The organism is Caballeronia sp. HLA56 (assembly GCF_054655155.1).
Map to the genome: position 1 here is coordinate 2,552,382 of NZ_BAAHOB010000005.1, position 18,579 is coordinate 2,570,960.

Genomic DNA, 18,579 nt, shown 5'->3' on the forward strand with positions numbered 1-18,579 from the left:
GAGGACCTCGTTCTCTTTACGCAAGCGCCTACCCCTGCGCAACCAGCACAAACGATCAGTATCCGCCACCCTGCTTGATCGCTCGTTCCGTTTCGCTTTTTGCTCCGCTTTTATAAGGCAACGCGCCTTACCGCTCCATGCCTGCCATCTTCGCTTCGCGTAAGTTTGCACCCGCAAGGTCGGCACCGCGTAGCTTCGCGCGTTCAAGACGCGCGCCATCCAAGTCCGCGCCGCTCAGATCCGCACCCACAAGCGTTGCTCCGGTGAGATCTGCGCTGCGTAGACATGCTCCACTTAAATTTGCGCCCTTAAGCAAGGCCCGAACGAGAATCGCGCCTCGCAGATCTGCCCCGCTCAAATCGGCGCACGACAGATCCGCACCCGTCAGATCGGCATCGATTAACGACGCCCCGGCAATCGATGCATTCGAGAGCGGTGCGGCACCACGCTGCGTGTCGCTCAGGTCGACGTGCCTCAAACTCTGCTTTGAAATGAACGCCCTTTGCAACTCGGCGGCGAGATTATCGCTGCCCATTGTGAGGATGGCCGTGCCGGTGTGGCGGTTCTTGATTACGCTACCGCTTGCCCAGCCAGTATCGTTGCGGATCGCACCATTGAGAATTGCCCCTTCTAAGATTGCGCCCTTAAGGTTGCAATCCCTCAAGTCCGCATCTTTCAAATTCGCCCCGTACAAATTCGCCCCGTTGAGATCTGCGCCTCTCAGGGTGGCTTTCGGCATATTGGCGTTGACGAGATTCACCCCAGTCAGAACCGCGTTACTCAAGTTGGTGAACTCCATATTGGCATTAGTTAAATTTGCTCCGCACAAATTCGCGTCGCTCAAGTTCGCGTCACCGAGGCCCACGCGCTCGAGCTCTGCGCCACGCAGATCAGCGCGTTCCAGATTCGCTCGCAATAAAAGCGCGTCGCTCAGTTTCGCATCAGCCAAACGCGCTCCGCGCAATTGTGCATCCGTCAGCGGCGCACCGTCGTTCCAGTAGCCCTTCTCGAGGTTGATATGACTCAAGTCGAGGCCGCTAGCTACTGCTTTGCTTAACGCCTCCCTAAGCTGCTCCATGTCCTGTATCAAAACGACTTTTTCGTTTCGACGATTCTTATATTTGGTGCCTTTATCCCAGGCCCCTAACTTTCTTACACTCAATTCGCGCATGCTCAACCCTTCTCAAACGCAATGCCGGGGCCATGTTCACTCGGATACCAGGCGCTTGCCGCGAAGTGCGTCCGGTCTCCCTCCTGGCTAGGCACGCCATAACGCACTCTCGCCCACACCTTCCCGGACCTCGACGATCCAAACCGAACCCGAGACTCATTCAACTCTCCGAGTAACGAACGACCATCCTTGAATTGATTCGTATCGCTGAGTCGAACCTCGAGAATGCACTCCAGCGCTTGGGAAACGTATTCCAGACTGCAAGCGATTGTCACTCGTCGATGATCACGGCTGACGGTCAAACCTTTGATATAAACTAGCCCCTGCAGAAGTACTTCGTTTTCGACTTTTTCAGACCGGCGCCCATCCCATACCTCCGCCTGCAGACGTGCGACGAACTTGCCGGGCTTAAGCTCGCCACTCCTCCATTCCAGCTTATTGCTTGGCAGCGTCACCGTTGTCACCTGGCCGCCAGGTGCGATCCATTCCAGAACGTACTGTCTCGCGTTCTCCGCCTGCGCCCATGAGACTACCGCCGTCATGCCGCTACCCCAGCCCCTTCCGGGAACGATCTTCAGATTGGATGGCGGCGTGATCGGAATGTGCGCATGATCGACTTCGTTCGTGATCGCCGAGTGGTCCACGGTGGCATACTTTTCCGGCGCGTGCTGAATCGCGGTAATACTGAAACTCGTGCCGTCGTCGTTCTCTGACACACTTATCACGCGATATAACCTCGGCGCCGTGCTGGCTGATCGCATCGCCCACGCAGCCCCGGGCACCGGCGCTCGCTCCAGCGCACGGCCAAGCTCGACACTCGCACCTCTCACCCGCTTAAGCACGACCTGCTGCGCTCGAGCGTCCGGCAATACCACCGTCATCAAATCACCCGCCTGCGCCTTGACTTCCCGGTCTAGCAACAGCTCATTGCTTGCTTCACTTATGCGACCGCCTGCGCAGAAGTTGGCCCGCAAAGGGTCCGCGATCTCGATGACCTGGCCAGGCAGTGCCAGCGCACCATCAAGGCCGACACTGAAGGTTGCCGTTTCAGTCTCCAGACGCGCTGTCTGCAGCAACCAGTGTCCAGCACGCTGAGCTTGCGAGCGCCTCGTGCAACCGAATGCGGTGATCTCCGCTACGTTGTAGCCGTATAACGCGATGCCATCCGCATCCTCGACGCTTTCGACCGCCTGCTTATACCCGTTATTCGGATCGCACCAGGTCACCATGGCTGCGGTGTGTCGCGACTTAAGCGAGCTGCCTGTGTACTTGAAGACCCCGTTCACAACATTGGAGGGGTTGTAGACATACACCGCGTCGCTTGGCATGTCGGCTGCGCCCCACACTTGCTCGGCACTCCAGTAAGCGATGCCGCGAAAGACGCTTGCAAGTTGCTGAAGGAGCGCGAAGGCCTGCGAGCGCGAGGTGATATAGCAATTGCAGGTGAAGCGCGGCTCTGTGCCACCCGTGCCATCGGGCACGCGTTCGTCGCAATAGCGGGCGATCGCATAAAGAGCGTAGCGCTCGACCATTTGCTCCTGCACCCACTTGCCGGCGCCATAGCGCTTGTTGAGCAGCAGGTCGCGGAAGATCCAAACCGGATTGTCGGTCCAGGCACGCTTGAAGTTGCCCGTCCAAGTACCGTCGTACTTTCGGGTGCGCGGATCGTAATTGCTCGGCACTTCAACCAGCAATCCCCTCACGTCGTATGAGCGAGTCGGCACACGATCGAACTTCGTTGAATCAAATCGCCATGCAGCCAAGGCACTGCATGGATACCGGAACTTGCCGGTGCGGCGCTTGGTGTAGCTCATCACATGCACCGTGCCGTGCTTCAAACCCTCCTCTTTACCTTGTTCAATCTCATCCGTGCGCTTGATCGTGAGCTTGAACCGAGCGCCGCCGACGATGTCGACCGGAAACCGATACGTCTTATGGTAGATCGGGCTCAAGCCCGTGATTTCCACGTTTCGAGCTTCGATCGGGTTGCTTTTCGCGGGCGCATAACTCGGCTCAAATCTAAGCTGGACGGTCGCGTTAGTGTGGCCTTTATTGGAATCCCACCAGAGGTCACTCACCTGCAAAGTGACGTCTACTTCATCGACGTCTGGCTCGCTAACTTCGAGCGCCCAAGGCAAAGACTGAGTGCCTTTTATCGCCTTGCCATCTTTGTACCCATCGGCCAGCCATCTGCGCAGCTCGACCCCCACATGCACCTCGTTGGCCGCGACACCAATCCAGTCAACCGCATCTTGCTTAGCCGTGCCTTGCCGAAATTCAAACTTCTCAATCTCGAAGTTTCGGCTTCCGTCGTCGTTCGCGACCTTGATATCGTTCAAATAAACGGAGTGAAACTGGATGAGTTCAGTCGGAATAGGGCCATAGTTGTTGACAAGGCCTGCGATCTCGCCCTCGGAGATCAAATCAACAACGGTGTAAGCAAGGCGGCTATTAATCGGCGTTTTTTTCTGGTCTCCGAGATCCGCCTCGCTCGAATCCTCCTTAAGCGCACTCCGAACCCCACTTGCGGGCGCATCGAACGCTTCCATGCACGCACTGATTACGTTTGAGCCCACGCGCATGGTGCCGTAAAGCAGGGGCACAGGCCCGCCCTGTCCGCTCACGTTCTGAATTCCCGGCATGCCGTGGTGATTCTTCGCCTGAGGCGTAGGCGTTTGGGGCGAGAGCATCTGGGCGATACCGCCCAGCGCTAACGAGCCGCCCATCAGCATCATGTCGAGGCCGTAGGGGTTGCCCGGGGCGAAAAACATCGATGCCGCACCGGCGGCCGCGAGCGTGACGCCTGCAATCGTCTGCAAAATGCCACCGACCTTGCTCCCTGCGAGGACCGGCGCGATGCGGATGGGCTCAGCGCCGCCGAGCAAATCTAGCTCCGCCTCAGTGACATTACGTTGGCCTACGAACACTGCGTAGCGCACACCCTGCGAATCGCTTCGATAAAGCGCTTGCCAGAAGCCTGGGATCATCGCGCCGAGCGCGCGCAACGCATCACGCGGAGAATGAACGACATACTGATGTTCGCGACCGAACTTCGCCCCAAGGCTGCCATAGAGCCTGATCGATCGAACTAGCTGTTCCATTCAAGTGCCTGTTGGTGACGCAGCACGTGCGTGACATGCTTGCGGTATCGCGGCAACGAGTCTCGCCGCGACAGTTGTTTCCACAGATGATGCAAGATCTCATCGCCACCGAGATACACGGCAGCGTGATTCGGAACGCCACGACGGCTGGCGATCGCCATGAGCAGCACATCGCCCGCACGCAAGACAGCATCGCGACCCACACTCACGAATCCGGCGGCCGCATAGTTGTCGAGATAAAGCGAGGACTGCCCGTCCTCCCACCACATCCCTGAGCGGGCGAAGTCGGGCAATACCATTCCGAGCGCTGCGCGGTAGTACCGGCGCACCAACCCGTAGCAGTCTTGCGTGCCGTGCTCAAAGGGAGCACCAAGCAAAGGAATGTCGTTGTCGACTCGATCGAAGCGATGAAGCCGACCGATGCGAGGTTGCTTGTCTTCGCAGAACACGCTCACTACGAGCCAAGTCGAGACAAGGGACGTCTGACAGGCCAGTATGTCGGCCAAGCTCGGCCAGGCCGTTGCATCTGGGTGTGAGTGAACAACGGCCTGAATCGCGCCGTGTTCCTCAGCTTGCGCGTACGCGCACGGTGAGATTGTGAAGTAGCGCGATGGATCAGGTGCGACGTTCGTGCAAGGTATGTACTGGCCAGCCACAACCAGTCCGCACGATTCATTCGGGTGACACCGCAAGGCGTCAGCTTGGATCGCCGCGCTAAGTTCGCTTCCGATCACTCACGCGCCTCGTGTCATCAGCCTGCGGCACCCGCCGCCGGGAATCCACCAAACGGCAGCGGACCGGATGAACCGAAGCGCACTCTGCAACATGCGAGCCGACTGCCACACGCGTCTTCGTCTTTACTGAGCGTCGGCGAATTGCCCCGTGTGAAGTATTTGTCACCCGTATATCCGCACTCCGGCCCGCGATACGCCCACTGACACACAGCGGCAATGATGCGGCGCGATGGTAACTTCCGGCCCGACAGATCCAGCGCGGAGCTCAGCGTAAACTCTACGACCCCTGCCGTCTCAAGCGTTTTCTGCTCGATGAGCCAGCGCTCCACAGGCAACTCATTATCGCCATCTGCGCTCGTGTCGCTCCCCGAAACCCCGTTCGCATGACCTTTCAAATACTGCGCCAAAGTCCTGCGCCGAAGTATCGGCGCGCCAACCAGATCACAGTACTGCATACACAGCATGGAGACGAAGCCATCTAGATTCGCTACGCTCAGCGTAGGCGTGGGTTGAGCGGCATCGCCCGTACGCGCAAAACCTGAGACACGCATGGGCCACGGGCCATATTCTTTGCCCTTCCATTGGATGATGCCGCCATGTTCATGCGCATGGAATCGCAAAACTTGGCTCCCCCAATGCGTGAGATCAAGCTCGTACAGCTCGACAAGCGCACCTGGCTCCAGACGTTGGACGTCTGTCCTCACGCCGTTCATGGTTCGAATACCTCCTTGAATGTGACGCTCAACTGATATAGATCAGCACCCAGCGCGCGCGTCTGTATGCCCGGCTGGGCATCGACGCGAAACAGTCCCCGAATGCGCAAAGGCGGCGTCCAAAGAAATGGCTCACTGCCGCGTGTCGAATCGAGAAACGCTCGAATCGCCTGGATCTCTTGTCCGTCACCTACAAAGCGCAGCGGCCACGTGTCGGCAATATTGCGAATGCCGTCCGGCACCGCCTGGCTATAGCCATCGCCGAATTGCACCGTTCGCACGCGGTAATGCGTCGTGCCCTCGGCTCCGAGCATGGGCGACCACGTAAACGTGCGTCGCGGCGATGCCGACTTCATCCGAAATGCCCCTGCGAGATAAGGCTCGCGAGACCGCCCTGCCCACCCATCTTGCGCGCGATTTTCTGATCGACGAACGCGCTCACCAACTGTTGCAACTCGCGCGCATCATGATCGCTCAGACCATCCCCGCCATGACTGTGAACTTCAAGATGCACCTGTGCGCCCGCCAATCGCATGTCCGCCGGCGCCGACGCACCCACGGGGCCGCCCGAGGCAAAGTGCGCCACATGATTCGAATTGATCGCATCGAGCAACGCATGGTGCTGGCGTGCCGCGTTTGCGTTGACGACATGCTCGCCGTTGGACAGCATGGCCGGAATGCTGTCGCTCGTGCCGGTGCCGGGGCCCGTAATCAGTCCGCCCTGGGCATGCCCGGCCAGCTTGAACAGCGGCATTTTTTCCACCAGGTTGCCCAGCGCTTGATGCAGGGCGAGTTTCGACAGATCGGCAAGAATCCCGGCGATGAACTCTTTCATATCAAGCTTGCCCTTCGTGACAAATTTCGATACGGCGTCCTCGATGTGCCTGAACGACTCGACCACCGCGTGCTGGGCCGCGTGGGCCTTGTCCTGCGTGTCTTTGAAGAAGTCCGCCACACCTAGCTTCGCGCCGGCAACCCAGTCGCCCTGGACCCGTCGAAGTTCCTCGTAGTGCTTTTTGACGGCCTCGATCGCGTCGGCGTTACCACGCTCGATTTCGGCCAGTTTCGCCAGGTAGTCGCCGCCGTTGAGCAAAGCCTCCGGAGTGATGCGCTTCAGCTCTTCGACGGCTTTTCGATAACGCGCGGCCGCCTCACTTAAGTCGCGGTCCTTGCGATGCTCACCGTGCTGTAGCGATTCAGCGTCTCGATCGCCCAGCTCGCGCGCGTAACGTTGGGTCTGCGTTTGCCTGAATTCGCTCAGGCTCTCGCTGATACGCTGCGAGCGCTCCTCGAACTTCGCCCGCGCCTCGCCCAGCTTGTTGGCTTTTTCAAGCGCCGCATTGTGCTCCAGCTGCGCCCGGATCGCCTTCTCTGAGTGCAGCAGACTTCTCTCATCGGCGCTTGCGATATGCCGCTTGGCCGCCGCCATCTTCTCGTTAAAGCGCGCCAACTCCTTCTGCGCATTCGTGAGCTTTTCGCTCGTGTGCAGCTGCGCTTCAAGCGCCGCACCCTGCTCACGCAGCTGCTCGAGATACCGTGCCCCGGCATCGGCGCGCGGCTCATGCGTCTTTCGCTCGCGCGACTTGTACAGTTCTGCGTTATGGGCAAGCATCTTTTGGCGATCCGCTTCGAGTGCCTTGAGCTCCTCGCGCGTCTTGCCCGCCGCCTCGCCCGCTTTTTTCACCGCCGCGAAGTACTCGTTCGTCTCCTTATTGGCGTCGGCGAGCTTCTCTTGCGGCGAACGCGCCGACTTCATGTAATCGGCGTGATGCTCCAGAATTGACTTGAATGCATCGACGCTCTTCTGATGCGGATCGTTTTTCTGAGCTTCGCCAAGCAGCGTTTGCACAAGACGCTGCGCTTGGGCAATCTGCTTTTCGATCGCCGCCGTATTCATTCCGCCAGGGTTCGAATCAGGATCAAGCAGTGAAGCGCGCAAGGCGGCTAGCTTGTCCTGCGCCTTCACCAAATTGTCGCCTTTGCCCGTGACGGTCCGCCAGAAGCGATCCCACTTCTGGCCGAGCGTCTCATAGCTCTCGACCATCGCGCGATTATCGGATTGCACCGCCTCCCGCGCCTTCTTGCTTGCTGCCTCGACGAATGCAGCCCACGCCCCGGCCTTATCGCCCGAGAGATCAAGAATACGAATATGGTCGAGCTGCTCTTGGCTCAGGTCATGATGATCTTCGCGCCACTTGCGGGCGGCTTCCGTTGCGCGACCATACGACTGCAAGAACTGGCGTGCGGCCTCTTCCACCGATTGGCCCGAAACCTTTGCGTACGCCGCAACGCCTTGCGCTGCTTGCTGCAGATCCGCGCCGGCAACGTGCCCCGAACTGGCCAGCGCCATCAGCGCATCACGCGCATCGCTCGCCGAGACCCCTACCCGACGCGAGAGGATGTCGGCGTACGCCTGCAGCTTGCCTTGCGTGAGCGCTGCATAATTGCCCGTGAGCAACATTGCGCGATCAAGCTTCTCTTGCTGCTCGCTCAGCGCATGAATGGCGTGGTAGGCCACCGTAGCGCTTGCACCCAGGGCGCCGAGCGCGATGCCCGCAGGACCGCACAGCATCGGCAACACGTCGATGCGCTCGCCCAGCACCATGAGCGAACCCACGAAGTTTTTCCAGCGACCCTGCATGGCCTCATGACCGAGCACAAACAACTCGCGCCGCGCGGCGACCGACCCCGCGCCGAGGTGATGCATGGCACTAGCGGCCGCCTCGGCCTTCGTGATCAGCGGTTCGGCCGCCTCGGCAATCCCCAGCTTGGCCGCCTTCAGCCGCATCAGCTCAAACCGGGTTTTTCCGGCCGTGTCGGCAACCTTCTCGAAGCTTCTGACAGCAGCACTTACCTGCCGCGCGGTCGCGGCGCTCCCGCTCTTCGCGGCTTCTTCAAGCGCGCGCGCAGTGATGCTGCTGGCGGCCGCCATTTGCCGCTGACACGCTTCGTACTTGCTCGCGCTTGCCTGCTGGTTCGCCACGAACCCGCTCGCGGCCCGCTTGGTGCGCTCCATGCCGGCTTCGAAGCCGCTCGCATCGACACTGACACGTGTGACGACTTCATTGGTCATCGGCTACCTCTTTGAGCTTCTTCTCGAGCACCTCAGCCATCTTGCGCGCGGCCGCTGTCCTGGTCGCCTCGAACGCCGGGCGAATGAACGGCTGCGCCGGCGTGCGCGAGCTGCCGAACTCAATGTCCCGAATCGCGCGCGCGAGCGTGCGTTCCGTGAGCTTGACCGCGTTGCGCTTGCCCAGTTCGACAAAGCGCCCATAGAAGGCATCCTGGCTCCAGGTGATCAGGTAGGAGGCGAGCATGCCCGGCACCGATTGCTCCTGGTCATAGGCGATGAGCATGTGATCCCGCAAGAACCCCGGCCAATGCGGCCGACCACGACGCATGCCCGCAAGCTCGCCCACCGGTGCACGCCGTTTGATCTCGTCATGGATGATGCGCGCGCCCGCAACGGCCGCCTGGCGAAGCGTGCTTTCGCTAACGGCCTCGTCAAGCGTGCGCAACATTCCCGTCAACGATTCGAGATTCTCGACGCGATAGTTTTGGCTCATCCCTCAATCACCTCGCCGTTGCGAACCACGATGCGCTTCGCACCAGCGCGCTTCGCCGCCTCCAGGTCGATGCCGAACGTGCTGGCGGCGATTTCCTGCGCGCTTCGTATGCGCGGTTTTAGCGACTCACGACTCCACCCTGACCAGGGCGTAAAGTCGGCCGCGTTCAGCGCGGGCGCATCCTTGCCACGATTCATGTTGTATAGAAGGCTCATGAGTGTGCCCACCCGTAAATCCTCAATGTGCTCGCCCCAAGGCTCGTGCTCGAACAACGCCACCCAATCCGCGTACTCGGCGCTGGACACTTCGAGCTTGGCGCGCCGCACCGACATCCCCAGCTTCATTGCGATGCGCATCCACATCAGTTTCTGCGGGTCGGCCTTCAGTTTTTTGAGGTTTGCTCCTGCGCGCGCTGACCGAGCGCGTTCAGGCGCATGGCAATCTGTGCGAGTTCCTCAAGCAACGGCGCACGACCCGCGCGCAACGCGTTCACGTCTTCGGCGCTGAACAGCGCTTGGCCATCGTCGTCAACGACAGTCGCCGCAATCAACGACGCCTCAAACCCGCTATTGCCTGTGCCGCTCTTTACGCCGTCGTACAGTGCGTCGCGCGCGGCCCCCGACAGCTCGCGAAAGCGGATCAACGCGCCATCCAGGGCCTTCACGGGTTCTTCAACGATCAGCGGCGCAAAGGCCGCCAGAATGTGTTCTCTCTTCATGGGTGTCTACCGGCTCGCGCCGGCTGATTGTTTAGGAATGGGGGAAGCTGACTTCCAAGTCACCGCTCACTTCAAGATTGACTGAGCTGGCGAGCATCTGATCAATTTTCGCGGCAATCGGGAAATCTTTGACGTGCGCATCGAATGTAATGACCGTCCTGTCCGACAGCGTGAGCTTGAATTTCAGGATGGATCCGTCCTTTCTGGCATTGAACAATGCCTGATGCGACAGATCTTTCATGTTGACGTGCAACGCAATCGTCACCTGCCCCCAATCCTGCATGCCGCGCTTCTTTTCGCGGCCTTTGCTATTAAGCCGCGTCACGTCAACCAAGTTCGCCGAACCCGTAAAGCTTGAGATGTCGGTGAAATTGGCGACTTCAGCAAACTTGCTGTCATCCTCGTCTTGCTTCCTGTATTCCAGCTTCGTGCCCTGCGATGGCACAGCGCTCGAGCTGTCCGGTGCCCCGGGAGTCGTAGCCTGATTAAGCTTTTTGTCCTCTTGCTGTGTTCGCGTTTCTGCCATTCCTTTGATCCTCCTTTGCAACACTAAAAAGCCACTCTCGAGCCACTTAAAGATTCCACTGGCTCGCTACAGCTCGCTCCAGATGCTCACGTCAAGGCGACTGCCGTAAAGGCGCGTCTCGCGCTCAAAGACTTCCGTGGGCGCGCCGAGCGCAGTCGCACCCACTGCCGGAACCACCAGCGCGCGAACGACCTGTCGCATCAAGGACGATCGACCTTGAGCGGTCGTGTGCCACACCGCGATCTGCACACGCGCGTAGTACTTGTCGAATGCCGCGCCGCTCAGGCCAACCTCGATCTTGCCCCCTGCTACTTGATAAACGATCCAAGGAGGACGCACGTCTTGGTCAGCGACATCCGGAAATACGTGGCCGTCCGCTAGATGCGCCAGTGCCTTGCGAATAAGCTGCTCAGCGTTCATCGAAGACACACACAAGGTCAATGTGCTCGCGCCGCGCGAGATCGGGCTGCACCGCTTCGATACGCATGACCAAGTCGTCAACCGTGACGCGCATGCCTGCACGCAAAGTCTTGCGCAGCGCCTTGCGATATCGAATGCGAACGCTGGCTCGAACCGTACTTACAGGCGCATCCGCCGCGATGATCTCTTTGCCGCTTAGCATGCGCACAGACGCTTTCCGATCGGCAACCCATTCCCACGCGATCGACTCGGCATCCGGATCCACGACACGACGCTCAATGAGCGCGTGACGGGTCAATCGACCTGCCTCCATCAGAACCTCGTTGGCACGCAGATGGGTGCGAGCAATACGTCGGCATAGCCGCCCGGCATCGCCATGACTGCTTGGCCTCGCGCAAACAGTTCGCGATGGTCATACGCCCAGGCAGCAGCAAGCAGCATCCATGAACGCACGGAGGGATAACGAGACAGATCGATGCCGGCCTGATAGGTGATCGTCAAGGCCATAGCATCAGGCCACTGGCTTCCATTTAGCGGCGCAAGTAATGATTCGCGACCGAGCTGCACGAGCTCATACGTGCTCGTGGCGAGCGTCGTCGATTCGCCGCATGCAGAACGAAACGCAAAACTGTCGACGGATAAAACCTGCCCGACCGACAAAGAGAAAGCGCCTGGCGGGAAAGCGGCAAGACGCTCAACATAGCGCGCCTTCCGAATAGCCGCACCGGACTTGCTCTCGGCCGCCTGGCGCGCACCTGGGATCACGATTTGCTCGATAAATTCGCGTTCGTCTTCATCGTCATCGAGGCGACACTGCGCGGCGACCTCGTTGAACGTCAACGGCTCGGCGTCGTCTAGATACTCAACAAGAACAGCCGCCATCACCGTCACCTTCTCTGGCGACCCATCACGCCCGGCTCGTTACGGGTTTTACGTCGGCGCCCCAGCGTACACCGATGAGCATTGCGATTGACTCCACGTGACGGGGCCCGAAGTCATTCTTCGCGATCACACGAATGAGCGTCTGGTCTCGCTGGAAAGCGCTGATCACATTGCCATCCGAGTCCTTGTATGTAGCCTCTTTGCTGTAGTCGATTTCAAGCGTCTCTTCCTCGCCGATGAACACGTCGCCGAAGTCCACGAAGTAGATCTCCGATTCTTTCTCTTCCTTACCAAGCTTCACGGGAACTTGCGTGGTCCGACCGACCGGATACCCCTTGAGCATGCCGCTGTCGAGCTCCGGATAGACCTTGTTGCCATTACCATCACGCATGCTCGACAGGAAGCGGAACACACGCGGCGCCATGATCCAGCCGGGCGAGATCATGTTCGCGTCGGCGCCTTCGAGCGCGAGAATCGCCTTGTTCAGATCGGTCTCGACATTGTGAATCGTCGAACCATCGCTTGCTGCGATCTTGTTGGGGGCGATGGCCCAATGCAGAAGCCCCTTCGGCGTGTTTGCCTCGCCATTGTCGCGAATGAACGCCTTGTCTTCGCGCGCACCAATCGCGCTCGTGAGATCACCAACGACGATTTGGTCGATATTCGGATTCACGCCCGCGTACTTGATGAGATCGTTGGAGATCGGCACCAGCGCAGCGAGTTTTTTCGCCGTCAGCTTCAGGTCATCAAACGATTGTTCCGTCACGCCGATATCGCTGTCGGACCCGATGTAGCCGACGACCGCGCCACCCTTGAGCCGCGGGATCGTGATGTTGCCGTTCGAGAGCGGCAGCGTGCGTGCCCCTAGCCTACGGACAACAGATTTAGGCCGCAGCAGCTCGATCACCTCGCTCGAAAGGTTTGTTGGCACCAGCACCCCGCCCGCGCTCGACGTGAGCGTGTTCAGCGACATCGCGACCTCTTCGCCGAAGCCACGCTTGATTGCCAGCCTTGAGGCGAGTTGCGCATCACCGCGCGCCGCCGCCAGCGCACGTACCATGCGCGCCATCTTGGCACCTTTCACCTCTGGCACCTTCGGTTGCGCTGGGATGCTCGGCACCAAGGGCGCAGCAATCGCGGCCGGCGTCGGGTCCACAGAAACGGCCGCCGCCGCGGCTATGCGCTCAGCCGCCTCAGCTCGCTCGATCTGTCCAGTGAGCTCACTGAATTTCGTGCTCAGCGTTGCAAATTCGGCGTGCTGCTCGGCCGACAGCGCGGTGCCGGCCGCTTCGATCGCCGCCAGCGCCTGCACCTGCTGATTGATATTTGCGCGTTCGCGGCGAAGTTCATTGATATTCAAGTTCGTTTCTCCAAAAAAAAACCGCCCGAAGGCGGCACCACTCGACTCAAAACGCGAACACGCTCAAATGCGGTCCGGGGGCAAGGCACATTCAATAATTGTTTCGCATATTCATTGCCGCGGCCCGAGCAGCCACGCTTGGGCTTCGCTTGCGCCGCGTGCGCGAGGTAGCAATTTCAGCTGCAATCCGATTCACTGCTGCCTGAGGCGTCTCGACGCTATCGGCCAGCCCTGCGCTTACCCCATCCTGGCCGTGATAAACGCCCGCCTGAGTTTCCTTGACCGCCTGCGTGGTAAGTCCTCGGAATTGCGCGATCGCGTCGACAAACTGCGCATATCTGGTTTGCACGACGCTTGTTAGGCGCTCCAGCGACTGGTCGCTCAGCGGCTCATGCGGCGTGAGATCATTCTTGCGATCGCCGGCAAACACCGATGTCACCTTGATACCTTGCTGCTCGTCGCGCTTGGATACATCAAGATGCTTCGCGATCACGCCGATCGAACCCACGCCCGAAGTCTGACTGACGATCACGTTAGACGCTGCGGCTGCAATCAGATAACCACCCGAGAACGCTGAGAAATTAACGATTGCGGTAATCGGCTTCTGTTTCGTGGCCGCACGGATGTCATCGGCAAGCTCGAACGCCCCGGTCGCACTGCCCCCATTGCTATCCACATCAAGAATGATGTGCTCGACTGCCGGATCCGCAACCGCTTGGCTGATCGAAGCGCGCAAGCCCTCGTAGCTGGTCATCGGCTCGCACGGATTGATGTGCGCCGAGCGCGATACGAGGATGCCGGCCACCGGAATGATGTCCAGGCCCGTGTCCGCCACTACCGCGCGCCGGCGCGCGGACGCTGAGGCCATCTGCAGGCCACTGCCGACGTCATCATCGTCGATGACCTGCGGCTGCGTTCCATTCACCGTCAAATTGACGATATTCAAGTGCAAGGCTTGATTAGCCCATTGCACGGCCAACGACATCATCTGGTCGCTGACGAGCTGCGGCTGATTGAAGATCAGATTGGCGAGTCTGATATGTGGCTTCACGACAGGATCCTTTGAACGTCTTCGAGTTGAGCCTTGCTAGGCTTGGCGCTTTCTGGCGGCACGGACAACGGCTTGGATGCGTCCACCATGTTGAGTGGACTCAGATAGATATCGCCGCCGTTTACCGGCGGCATGTTCTCCAACCGACGAATATCGTTGATGGACAGCCAGCCCCACTGGCGCCCCACCGCGTAGGCCGCATACCGCGAGCCCTGATCGCCGCGTAATAACCCCGAGAGGTTGTACTCGATGAAATACTGCTTGCGCTCGGAGGGCAACAAAAGATCACGGGTTTTCGCTTGCTCGTGACGCTTCACCCACGGCAACAGCGTATAGATCACGAACTGGATCTCCTGATGCTCGATGTTGCTGAAGGTGGCCCGCTCAAGCTCGTTCACCATGTGCGCCGGGATCTTGTAGATGCGCGCGATATCCAGTGCGGACAGACGCAGCGCGTCGATGAGCGCGGCATCGACGTTTGTCATCGACAGCGGCCGGAAGGTCATTCCCTCCTGCAAAAGCGCAACCTTCTTGGCATTTCCCGATCCACCGAACTTGGCGTTCCAGCCGTCCGTGATCCGATCAACGCTTGCCTGATCTTTCAGTGGTGCGCTCGTGCTGGGGCGCTCGATGACCCCTGATAACGCCGTACCATTCATGAAAGACTTCCCCGCGTACTGCTGGACGGCTTGCGCATGTCCAATCGCGTTCGCGTGCAACATGATCGGTGATAGGCCCGTATAACTGTCGAGCGACATCCATCGCACGTGATGAACGAGACGCTGCGGCAATGTCCCGATACCTGGGACACAATAAAACGGCTCCGGCGCTTCCGGGCTTCTCTGAATTAAAACGGTCCGATCGTTGAGCGGATAAAGGCCGCAAACGACACCGCATCGATCACGCTCAACGTAGCTAAAGCTGTTGCCACGAAGCGCAAGTGCGAGCTGCGACTGTTCTTCGAACTCAAATGGCGTCTGCCATGTGTTGGGTTGATGCTTCAGGATGGAATACAAAGGGTGATCAACCGCCGGGGTCCTGTCGTCTCCCGAACGCGCATACAGCTCAATGGGCAACTGCGCGACGCTCTCTGCGAGCAACGAGACGCAATTCTGCAAAACGGTAAGCGACAGTGCGCTCGTTGTCGTGACAGTTTGCCCAGATTCGGAGCGCATGCTGCCGAGCAAGGCAGATACCCATCCGCCTGGCCCACTTTGACTAGATCCAAGGCGAGATAGCAACTGCTTGCTGAAGAACATGGGTTATTCCTTAGCCGGCGTTGCAAGCGCCAATCGCGCCGCAGCACGGTCCGCCAGAAAGGCCCAAACCAACAGCAACACACCCGCAGCGATCATTCCCGCCGGCACGCTGATGAGCGCGATCCCCGTGACCAACAGACTGAACCCGAGCAGGCCAGCAACCCATCCAGCGATACTGATCAAATTCAAACGCCTACCCCTTGGTCATAAACTGAGCCGCCAGCGAGCGCCATAGGATTGAGCGCCATGAGCGTCACGGCGTTGAATAGCGCCATCAACGGGTCGATCTTCCCTATGCCGCTAGCCTGCTTCGTGATATTCACGGCGTTGCCAACAGGCACGACGCGCGCATTCCCCACACACCACGCCATAAGTGGCTGAGCGCCGTGGATCAGCACGCCATCAGGCGTCGGACCCTGTGCATCTGCCTTAAAGCCGCTCGCAACAGCAAGACGCCGCTCTGCCGTCTTAATTGCGCCTGACAGCTTCCAGCCCTGTGAGATGCCTATCACCTTGTCTTCTGGGATACCCACCTCAGCCAGCGCATCGAGCACGCTGCCTATGCCGGCCGGGTCCGCCCCGACCTTGTCAAGCAGCCCAGCGTGATAGATTGTCGAAACGATGTCGGCGACGTCCCGAACGTCGTCGCCGATCTGCGCCACCATCGTCAAGTCACCATCGCCTTCGAAATCGCGCAAGCGCGAGGCAATCTCCTTTCGACGCTCAAGGACTGACGGATGCGCCCAGGCGTGCGTCCATGCAAGCCAGTTACGCGTGTCTTTCTCTCGGCCAAGTACCGCAAGTCCAAGCAAGTCATCGAGCCCGCCGCCATCAATACCGACATCGATCACCTCGCTTTTCTTGATCACATCCTCGAGTGTGGTGAGCGGGGCTCGTCCTGCACTTTCCCAGAAATCTGCACCTGCCCACCGATCAGAACGCAGGTTCAGGCCGATCTCGACATTCAAGTGCTTTGCCACGAACTGCTGAAAACTGCCATCCGTCTTGTGCTGGATCTTGCGGAGTTGATCTTCAAGCCACTCAGCGCTCACTGAGCGACCGATATTCGGATTCGTGACGTAGAAGTTGGCCGGGTCGAGGTAACCTTTCGACGTGAGTAGTTTTGCCGGAAACTCGTAGAGCACGCCGAGCGACTTGCGATCGACTATCTTGCCGTCGCGTACTTCGCGGTAGTAGTTCAGCTTTTCGCGGAAAACGCCTGCCGGCGGCTGGTCGCTCTGCGTCGTCAAGATCACGACCCATCCTTCATCACGCGAGATCTGACCGCCCGTCGCTTCCATGAACATGCTTTCGGCGTTCGATTTCTTGCCAAAGAGCCAGTGCTCGTCGATCAGGATCCGCCCTGATTTCTTGCCGGAGACCGTGTCGGTATCGGCTGCAACGACCTTCAGCGACGCGCGTGTCACGCGATGCGTGATGGTTCGAACGTGGTCTTGCACATGAAACAGTGCGGCCAATTCATCGTCAGCGCGAATCATCCCGGCAGCCGGTTTGAAGCTGTTGTCGGCGACTTCCTTCGTCGGTGCCAGAATCAAATGCTCTTCCTCTTCGCGCCAGCAACGGATGACTGCCGTCAGCATGATCCCGGCGGCAATCGTCGACTTAGTGTTCTTTTTGCTGATTAACAGGAAGAACTCACGGATTAACTGATTGCCACTCTCGGCGTCGTACGCGCCGAAGATCGCCGAGACGAAATCGAACACCCATTGCTCGCTGCATTCGCCGAACGTGGGCTTGCCGGGCAGATCGACAACGCGCAGCTCCTTGAAGATCGCCAGCGCCTGAGCGGCCTCATCGCGAAAGATCGGAGCCGGAATGATCGATCGCCCCTCTATTAAACGGGCTTCCCAATCAGGACAGGCTGTCGTCCATTCCATGCTCACACCTTCTTGCCGCCCGCAGCCACGAGCTTCGGCGGCGGCGCAGGTGCAAATTTGCTCGCGACCTTCTTCGCTGCCTCGTCACGCTGCTCTTTTTTACCGCCTTCGCCGAGCTTGTGATGCACGAAAGGCATGAGTGCCTTTGCGGCGTCCACACGTAGCTTCTTCTCCGTTTCCTGGTCATTCATCGCTGCAATCAAGAATGCCTTGGGGTCACGAAAGTTCATCACTGCCGCGAGATCGAACTCAGACTGCTGATCTTCGTCGCGCACGGGTGCTTCACTCTCTGGCAACTTCGAATCACTGGCGATGCGAGCGACGGCGAGATAAAGCACCACGTCCTTATCCTTGGCAAGTCGTGCCCCGGCAGCCGACGCTGTGTTCACGCTGTAGCCGGCGAGAACCGCCGCTTCCTTATTCGACTTACCCGCCAACACAGCGTCGGCGAACAGCCGCTTTTTGCTGGTTAGCGCCACAAATCAACCCCTCCAAATCGTTGGTCTTGCTTTAACATCCCTTTAACATCTTTAACACCGCTTTAACATTTGCCGAATTCGCTCAAAGCCCCGCCAGTAAAGGTGTTTAGTTAATTAGGGCCATGTTAAAGGCTTTAACATTTTTTGTTGAAGGGAGATTTTTTCTGCGCGTGAGAGAACGGTCTGTGTCCGCGTCGGAAAGTCCCCAGACGTTAGATACCCCCTCCCCCTAGCGCCCTATGCACGGACGCTGTCCGAAGCGTTCTGCGGCTTCTGCTGCGGTCTTACGCGCATGGCAATCCGTGCACAGCAATTGCAGGTTCGCATCGTCGTTGCTGCCGCCCGCCTCAAGGGGAACCCGATGATCGACGTGATCGATGCGGTCGATCCAGACTTGACCACAATGCGCGCAGCAGAAGCTGTCACGCAAGGCAATGCGCTTGCGAGTCGTCATCCATCTGCGCCCACGAACGCGCGGCGTGGATCCGGCTTTTGCATGCAGCACGGCCAGCCGACTCGCCTTCGCATTGGCCAGTCGAGGCTTGAGCATTCGCAGCTTGGACATTCGCAGGTTACAACAGAGTGATCGATAAACTAGCCTCGAACGAGGCTAACGCGCAAAACCTGCACCAATGCAAAAGCCCGTATGGTTTGAGCCATGCGGGCTTTAAAGACAGTGATGCAGCCTATCGATTAGAAGC

At 59.1% G+C, this 18,579-nt stretch carries 19 protein-coding genes; all 19 read right to left on the minus strand.

The genetic code is table 11. The annotated features are described in order from the left end of the window. Positions 1–127: 127 nt before the first annotated feature. The 19 genes from ACYQ47_RS31425 to ACYQ47_RS31515 all read right to left on the minus strand — a co-directional run bounded on the left by ACYQ47_RS31425 (position 128) and on the right by ACYQ47_RS31515 (position 18,332). Complete coding sequence (locus ACYQ47_RS31425) at positions 128–1,171, minus strand: pentapeptide repeat-containing protein (protein WP_459908673.1); 1,044 nt, start codon at positions 1,169–1,171, stop codon at positions 128–130. A gap of 2 nt (positions 1,172–1,173) precedes the next feature. After that, positions 1,174–4,272 (minus strand): phage tail protein, encoded by a 3,099-nt coding sequence (locus tag ACYQ47_RS31430; protein WP_459908675.1) that lies wholly within the window; start codon positions 4,270–4,272, stop codon positions 1,174–1,176. Continuing rightward, the gene (locus ACYQ47_RS31435; protein WP_459908677.1) at positions 4,260–5,006 is read right to left on the minus strand and encodes a C40 family peptidase; all 747 of its coding nucleotides are present in this window, start codon (positions 5,004–5,006) and stop codon (positions 4,260–4,262) included. The genes ACYQ47_RS31430 and ACYQ47_RS31435 overlap by 13 nt, the downstream gene beginning before the upstream one ends. Before the next feature lie 17 nt (positions 5,007–5,023). Continuing rightward, positions 5,024–5,719, minus strand: a complete 696-nt coding sequence (locus ACYQ47_RS31440) for a phage minor tail protein L (protein WP_459908679.1) — start codon at positions 5,717–5,719, stop codon at positions 5,024–5,026. Further along, the gene (locus tag ACYQ47_RS31445) at positions 5,716–6,075 is read right to left on the minus strand and encodes a phage tail protein (RefSeq protein ID WP_459908681.1); all 360 of its coding nucleotides are present in this window, start codon (positions 6,073–6,075) and stop codon (positions 5,716–5,718) included. Before ACYQ47_RS31445 ends, ACYQ47_RS31440 begins: the two co-directional genes overlap by 4 nt. Then, positions 6,072–8,792: a phage tail length tape measure family protein gene (locus ACYQ47_RS31450; protein ID WP_459908683.1), complete on the minus strand. Its 2,721-nt coding sequence runs from the start codon at positions 8,790–8,792 to the stop codon at positions 6,072–6,074. Before ACYQ47_RS31450 ends, ACYQ47_RS31445 begins: the two co-directional genes overlap by 4 nt. Next, positions 8,782–9,285, minus strand: coding sequence for an HK97-gp10 family putative phage morphogenesis protein (locus ACYQ47_RS31455; protein WP_459908685.1), 504 nt, complete (start codon positions 9,283–9,285; stop codon positions 8,782–8,784). The genes ACYQ47_RS31450 and ACYQ47_RS31455 overlap by 11 nt, the downstream gene beginning before the upstream one ends. Beyond that, positions 9,282–9,647, minus strand: coding sequence for a phage tail assembly protein T (locus ACYQ47_RS31460; protein ID WP_459908687.1), 366 nt, complete (start codon positions 9,645–9,647; stop codon positions 9,282–9,284). The genes ACYQ47_RS31455 and ACYQ47_RS31460 overlap by 4 nt, the downstream gene beginning before the upstream one ends. Positions 9,648–9,667: 20 nt before the next feature. Beyond that, positions 9,668–10,003 carry a hypothetical protein gene (locus ACYQ47_RS31465; protein ID WP_459908689.1) on the minus strand — a complete coding sequence of 112 codons (336 nt, stop codon included), beginning with the start codon at positions 10,001–10,003 and terminating at the stop codon, positions 9,668–9,670. A 31-nt stretch (positions 10,004–10,034) separates the two neighbouring features. Next, positions 10,035–10,529, minus strand: coding sequence for a phage tail tube protein (locus ACYQ47_RS31470; protein WP_459908691.1), 495 nt, complete (start codon positions 10,527–10,529; stop codon positions 10,035–10,037). A 66-nt stretch (positions 10,530–10,595) separates the two neighbouring features. Further along, positions 10,596–10,949 carry a tail completion protein gp17 gene (gp17, locus tag ACYQ47_RS31475; RefSeq protein ID WP_459908693.1) on the minus strand — a complete coding sequence of 118 codons (354 nt, stop codon included), beginning with the start codon at positions 10,947–10,949 and terminating at the stop codon, positions 10,596–10,598. Beyond that, entirely contained in the window at positions 10,939–11,262 is a 324-nt protein-coding gene (locus ACYQ47_RS31480) for a phage head closure protein (RefSeq protein WP_459908695.1), read from the minus strand. The genes gp17 and ACYQ47_RS31480 overlap by 11 nt, the downstream gene beginning before the upstream one ends. Then, the gene (locus tag ACYQ47_RS31485) at positions 11,262–11,831 is read right to left on the minus strand and encodes a head-tail connector protein (protein ID WP_459908697.1); all 570 of its coding nucleotides are present in this window, start codon (positions 11,829–11,831) and stop codon (positions 11,262–11,264) included. The genes ACYQ47_RS31480 and ACYQ47_RS31485 overlap by 1 nt, the downstream gene beginning before the upstream one ends. 25 nt (positions 11,832–11,856) lie before the next feature. Beyond that, positions 11,857–13,191 carry a phage major capsid protein gene (locus tag ACYQ47_RS31490; RefSeq protein ID WP_459908699.1) on the minus strand — a complete coding sequence of 445 codons (1,335 nt, stop codon included), beginning with the start codon at positions 13,189–13,191 and terminating at the stop codon, positions 11,857–11,859. 91 nt (positions 13,192–13,282) lie between these two features. Further along, entirely contained in the window at positions 13,283–14,242 is a 960-nt protein-coding gene (locus tag ACYQ47_RS31495) for a S49 family peptidase (protein WP_459908701.1), read from the minus strand. Then, on the minus strand, positions 14,239–15,501 hold the full coding sequence (locus ACYQ47_RS31500) for a phage portal protein (RefSeq protein ID WP_459908703.1): 1,263 nt from the start codon (positions 15,499–15,501) through the stop codon (positions 14,239–14,241). Before ACYQ47_RS31500 ends, ACYQ47_RS31495 begins: the two co-directional genes overlap by 4 nt. A gap of 185 nt (positions 15,502–15,686) precedes the next feature. Beyond that, complete coding sequence (locus tag ACYQ47_RS31505) at positions 15,687–17,399, minus strand: terminase large subunit (RefSeq protein ID WP_459908705.1); 1,713 nt, start codon at positions 17,397–17,399, stop codon at positions 15,687–15,689. A 2-nt stretch (positions 17,400–17,401) separates the two neighbouring features. Continuing rightward, on the minus strand, positions 17,402–17,878 hold the full coding sequence (locus ACYQ47_RS31510) for a terminase small subunit (RefSeq protein WP_459908707.1): 477 nt from the start codon (positions 17,876–17,878) through the stop codon (positions 17,402–17,404). A 229-nt stretch (positions 17,879–18,107) separates the two neighbouring features. Further along, complete coding sequence (locus ACYQ47_RS31515) at positions 18,108–18,332, minus strand: HNH endonuclease (protein ID WP_459908709.1); 225 nt, start codon at positions 18,330–18,332, stop codon at positions 18,108–18,110. Positions 18,333–18,579: the final 247 nt, after the last annotated feature.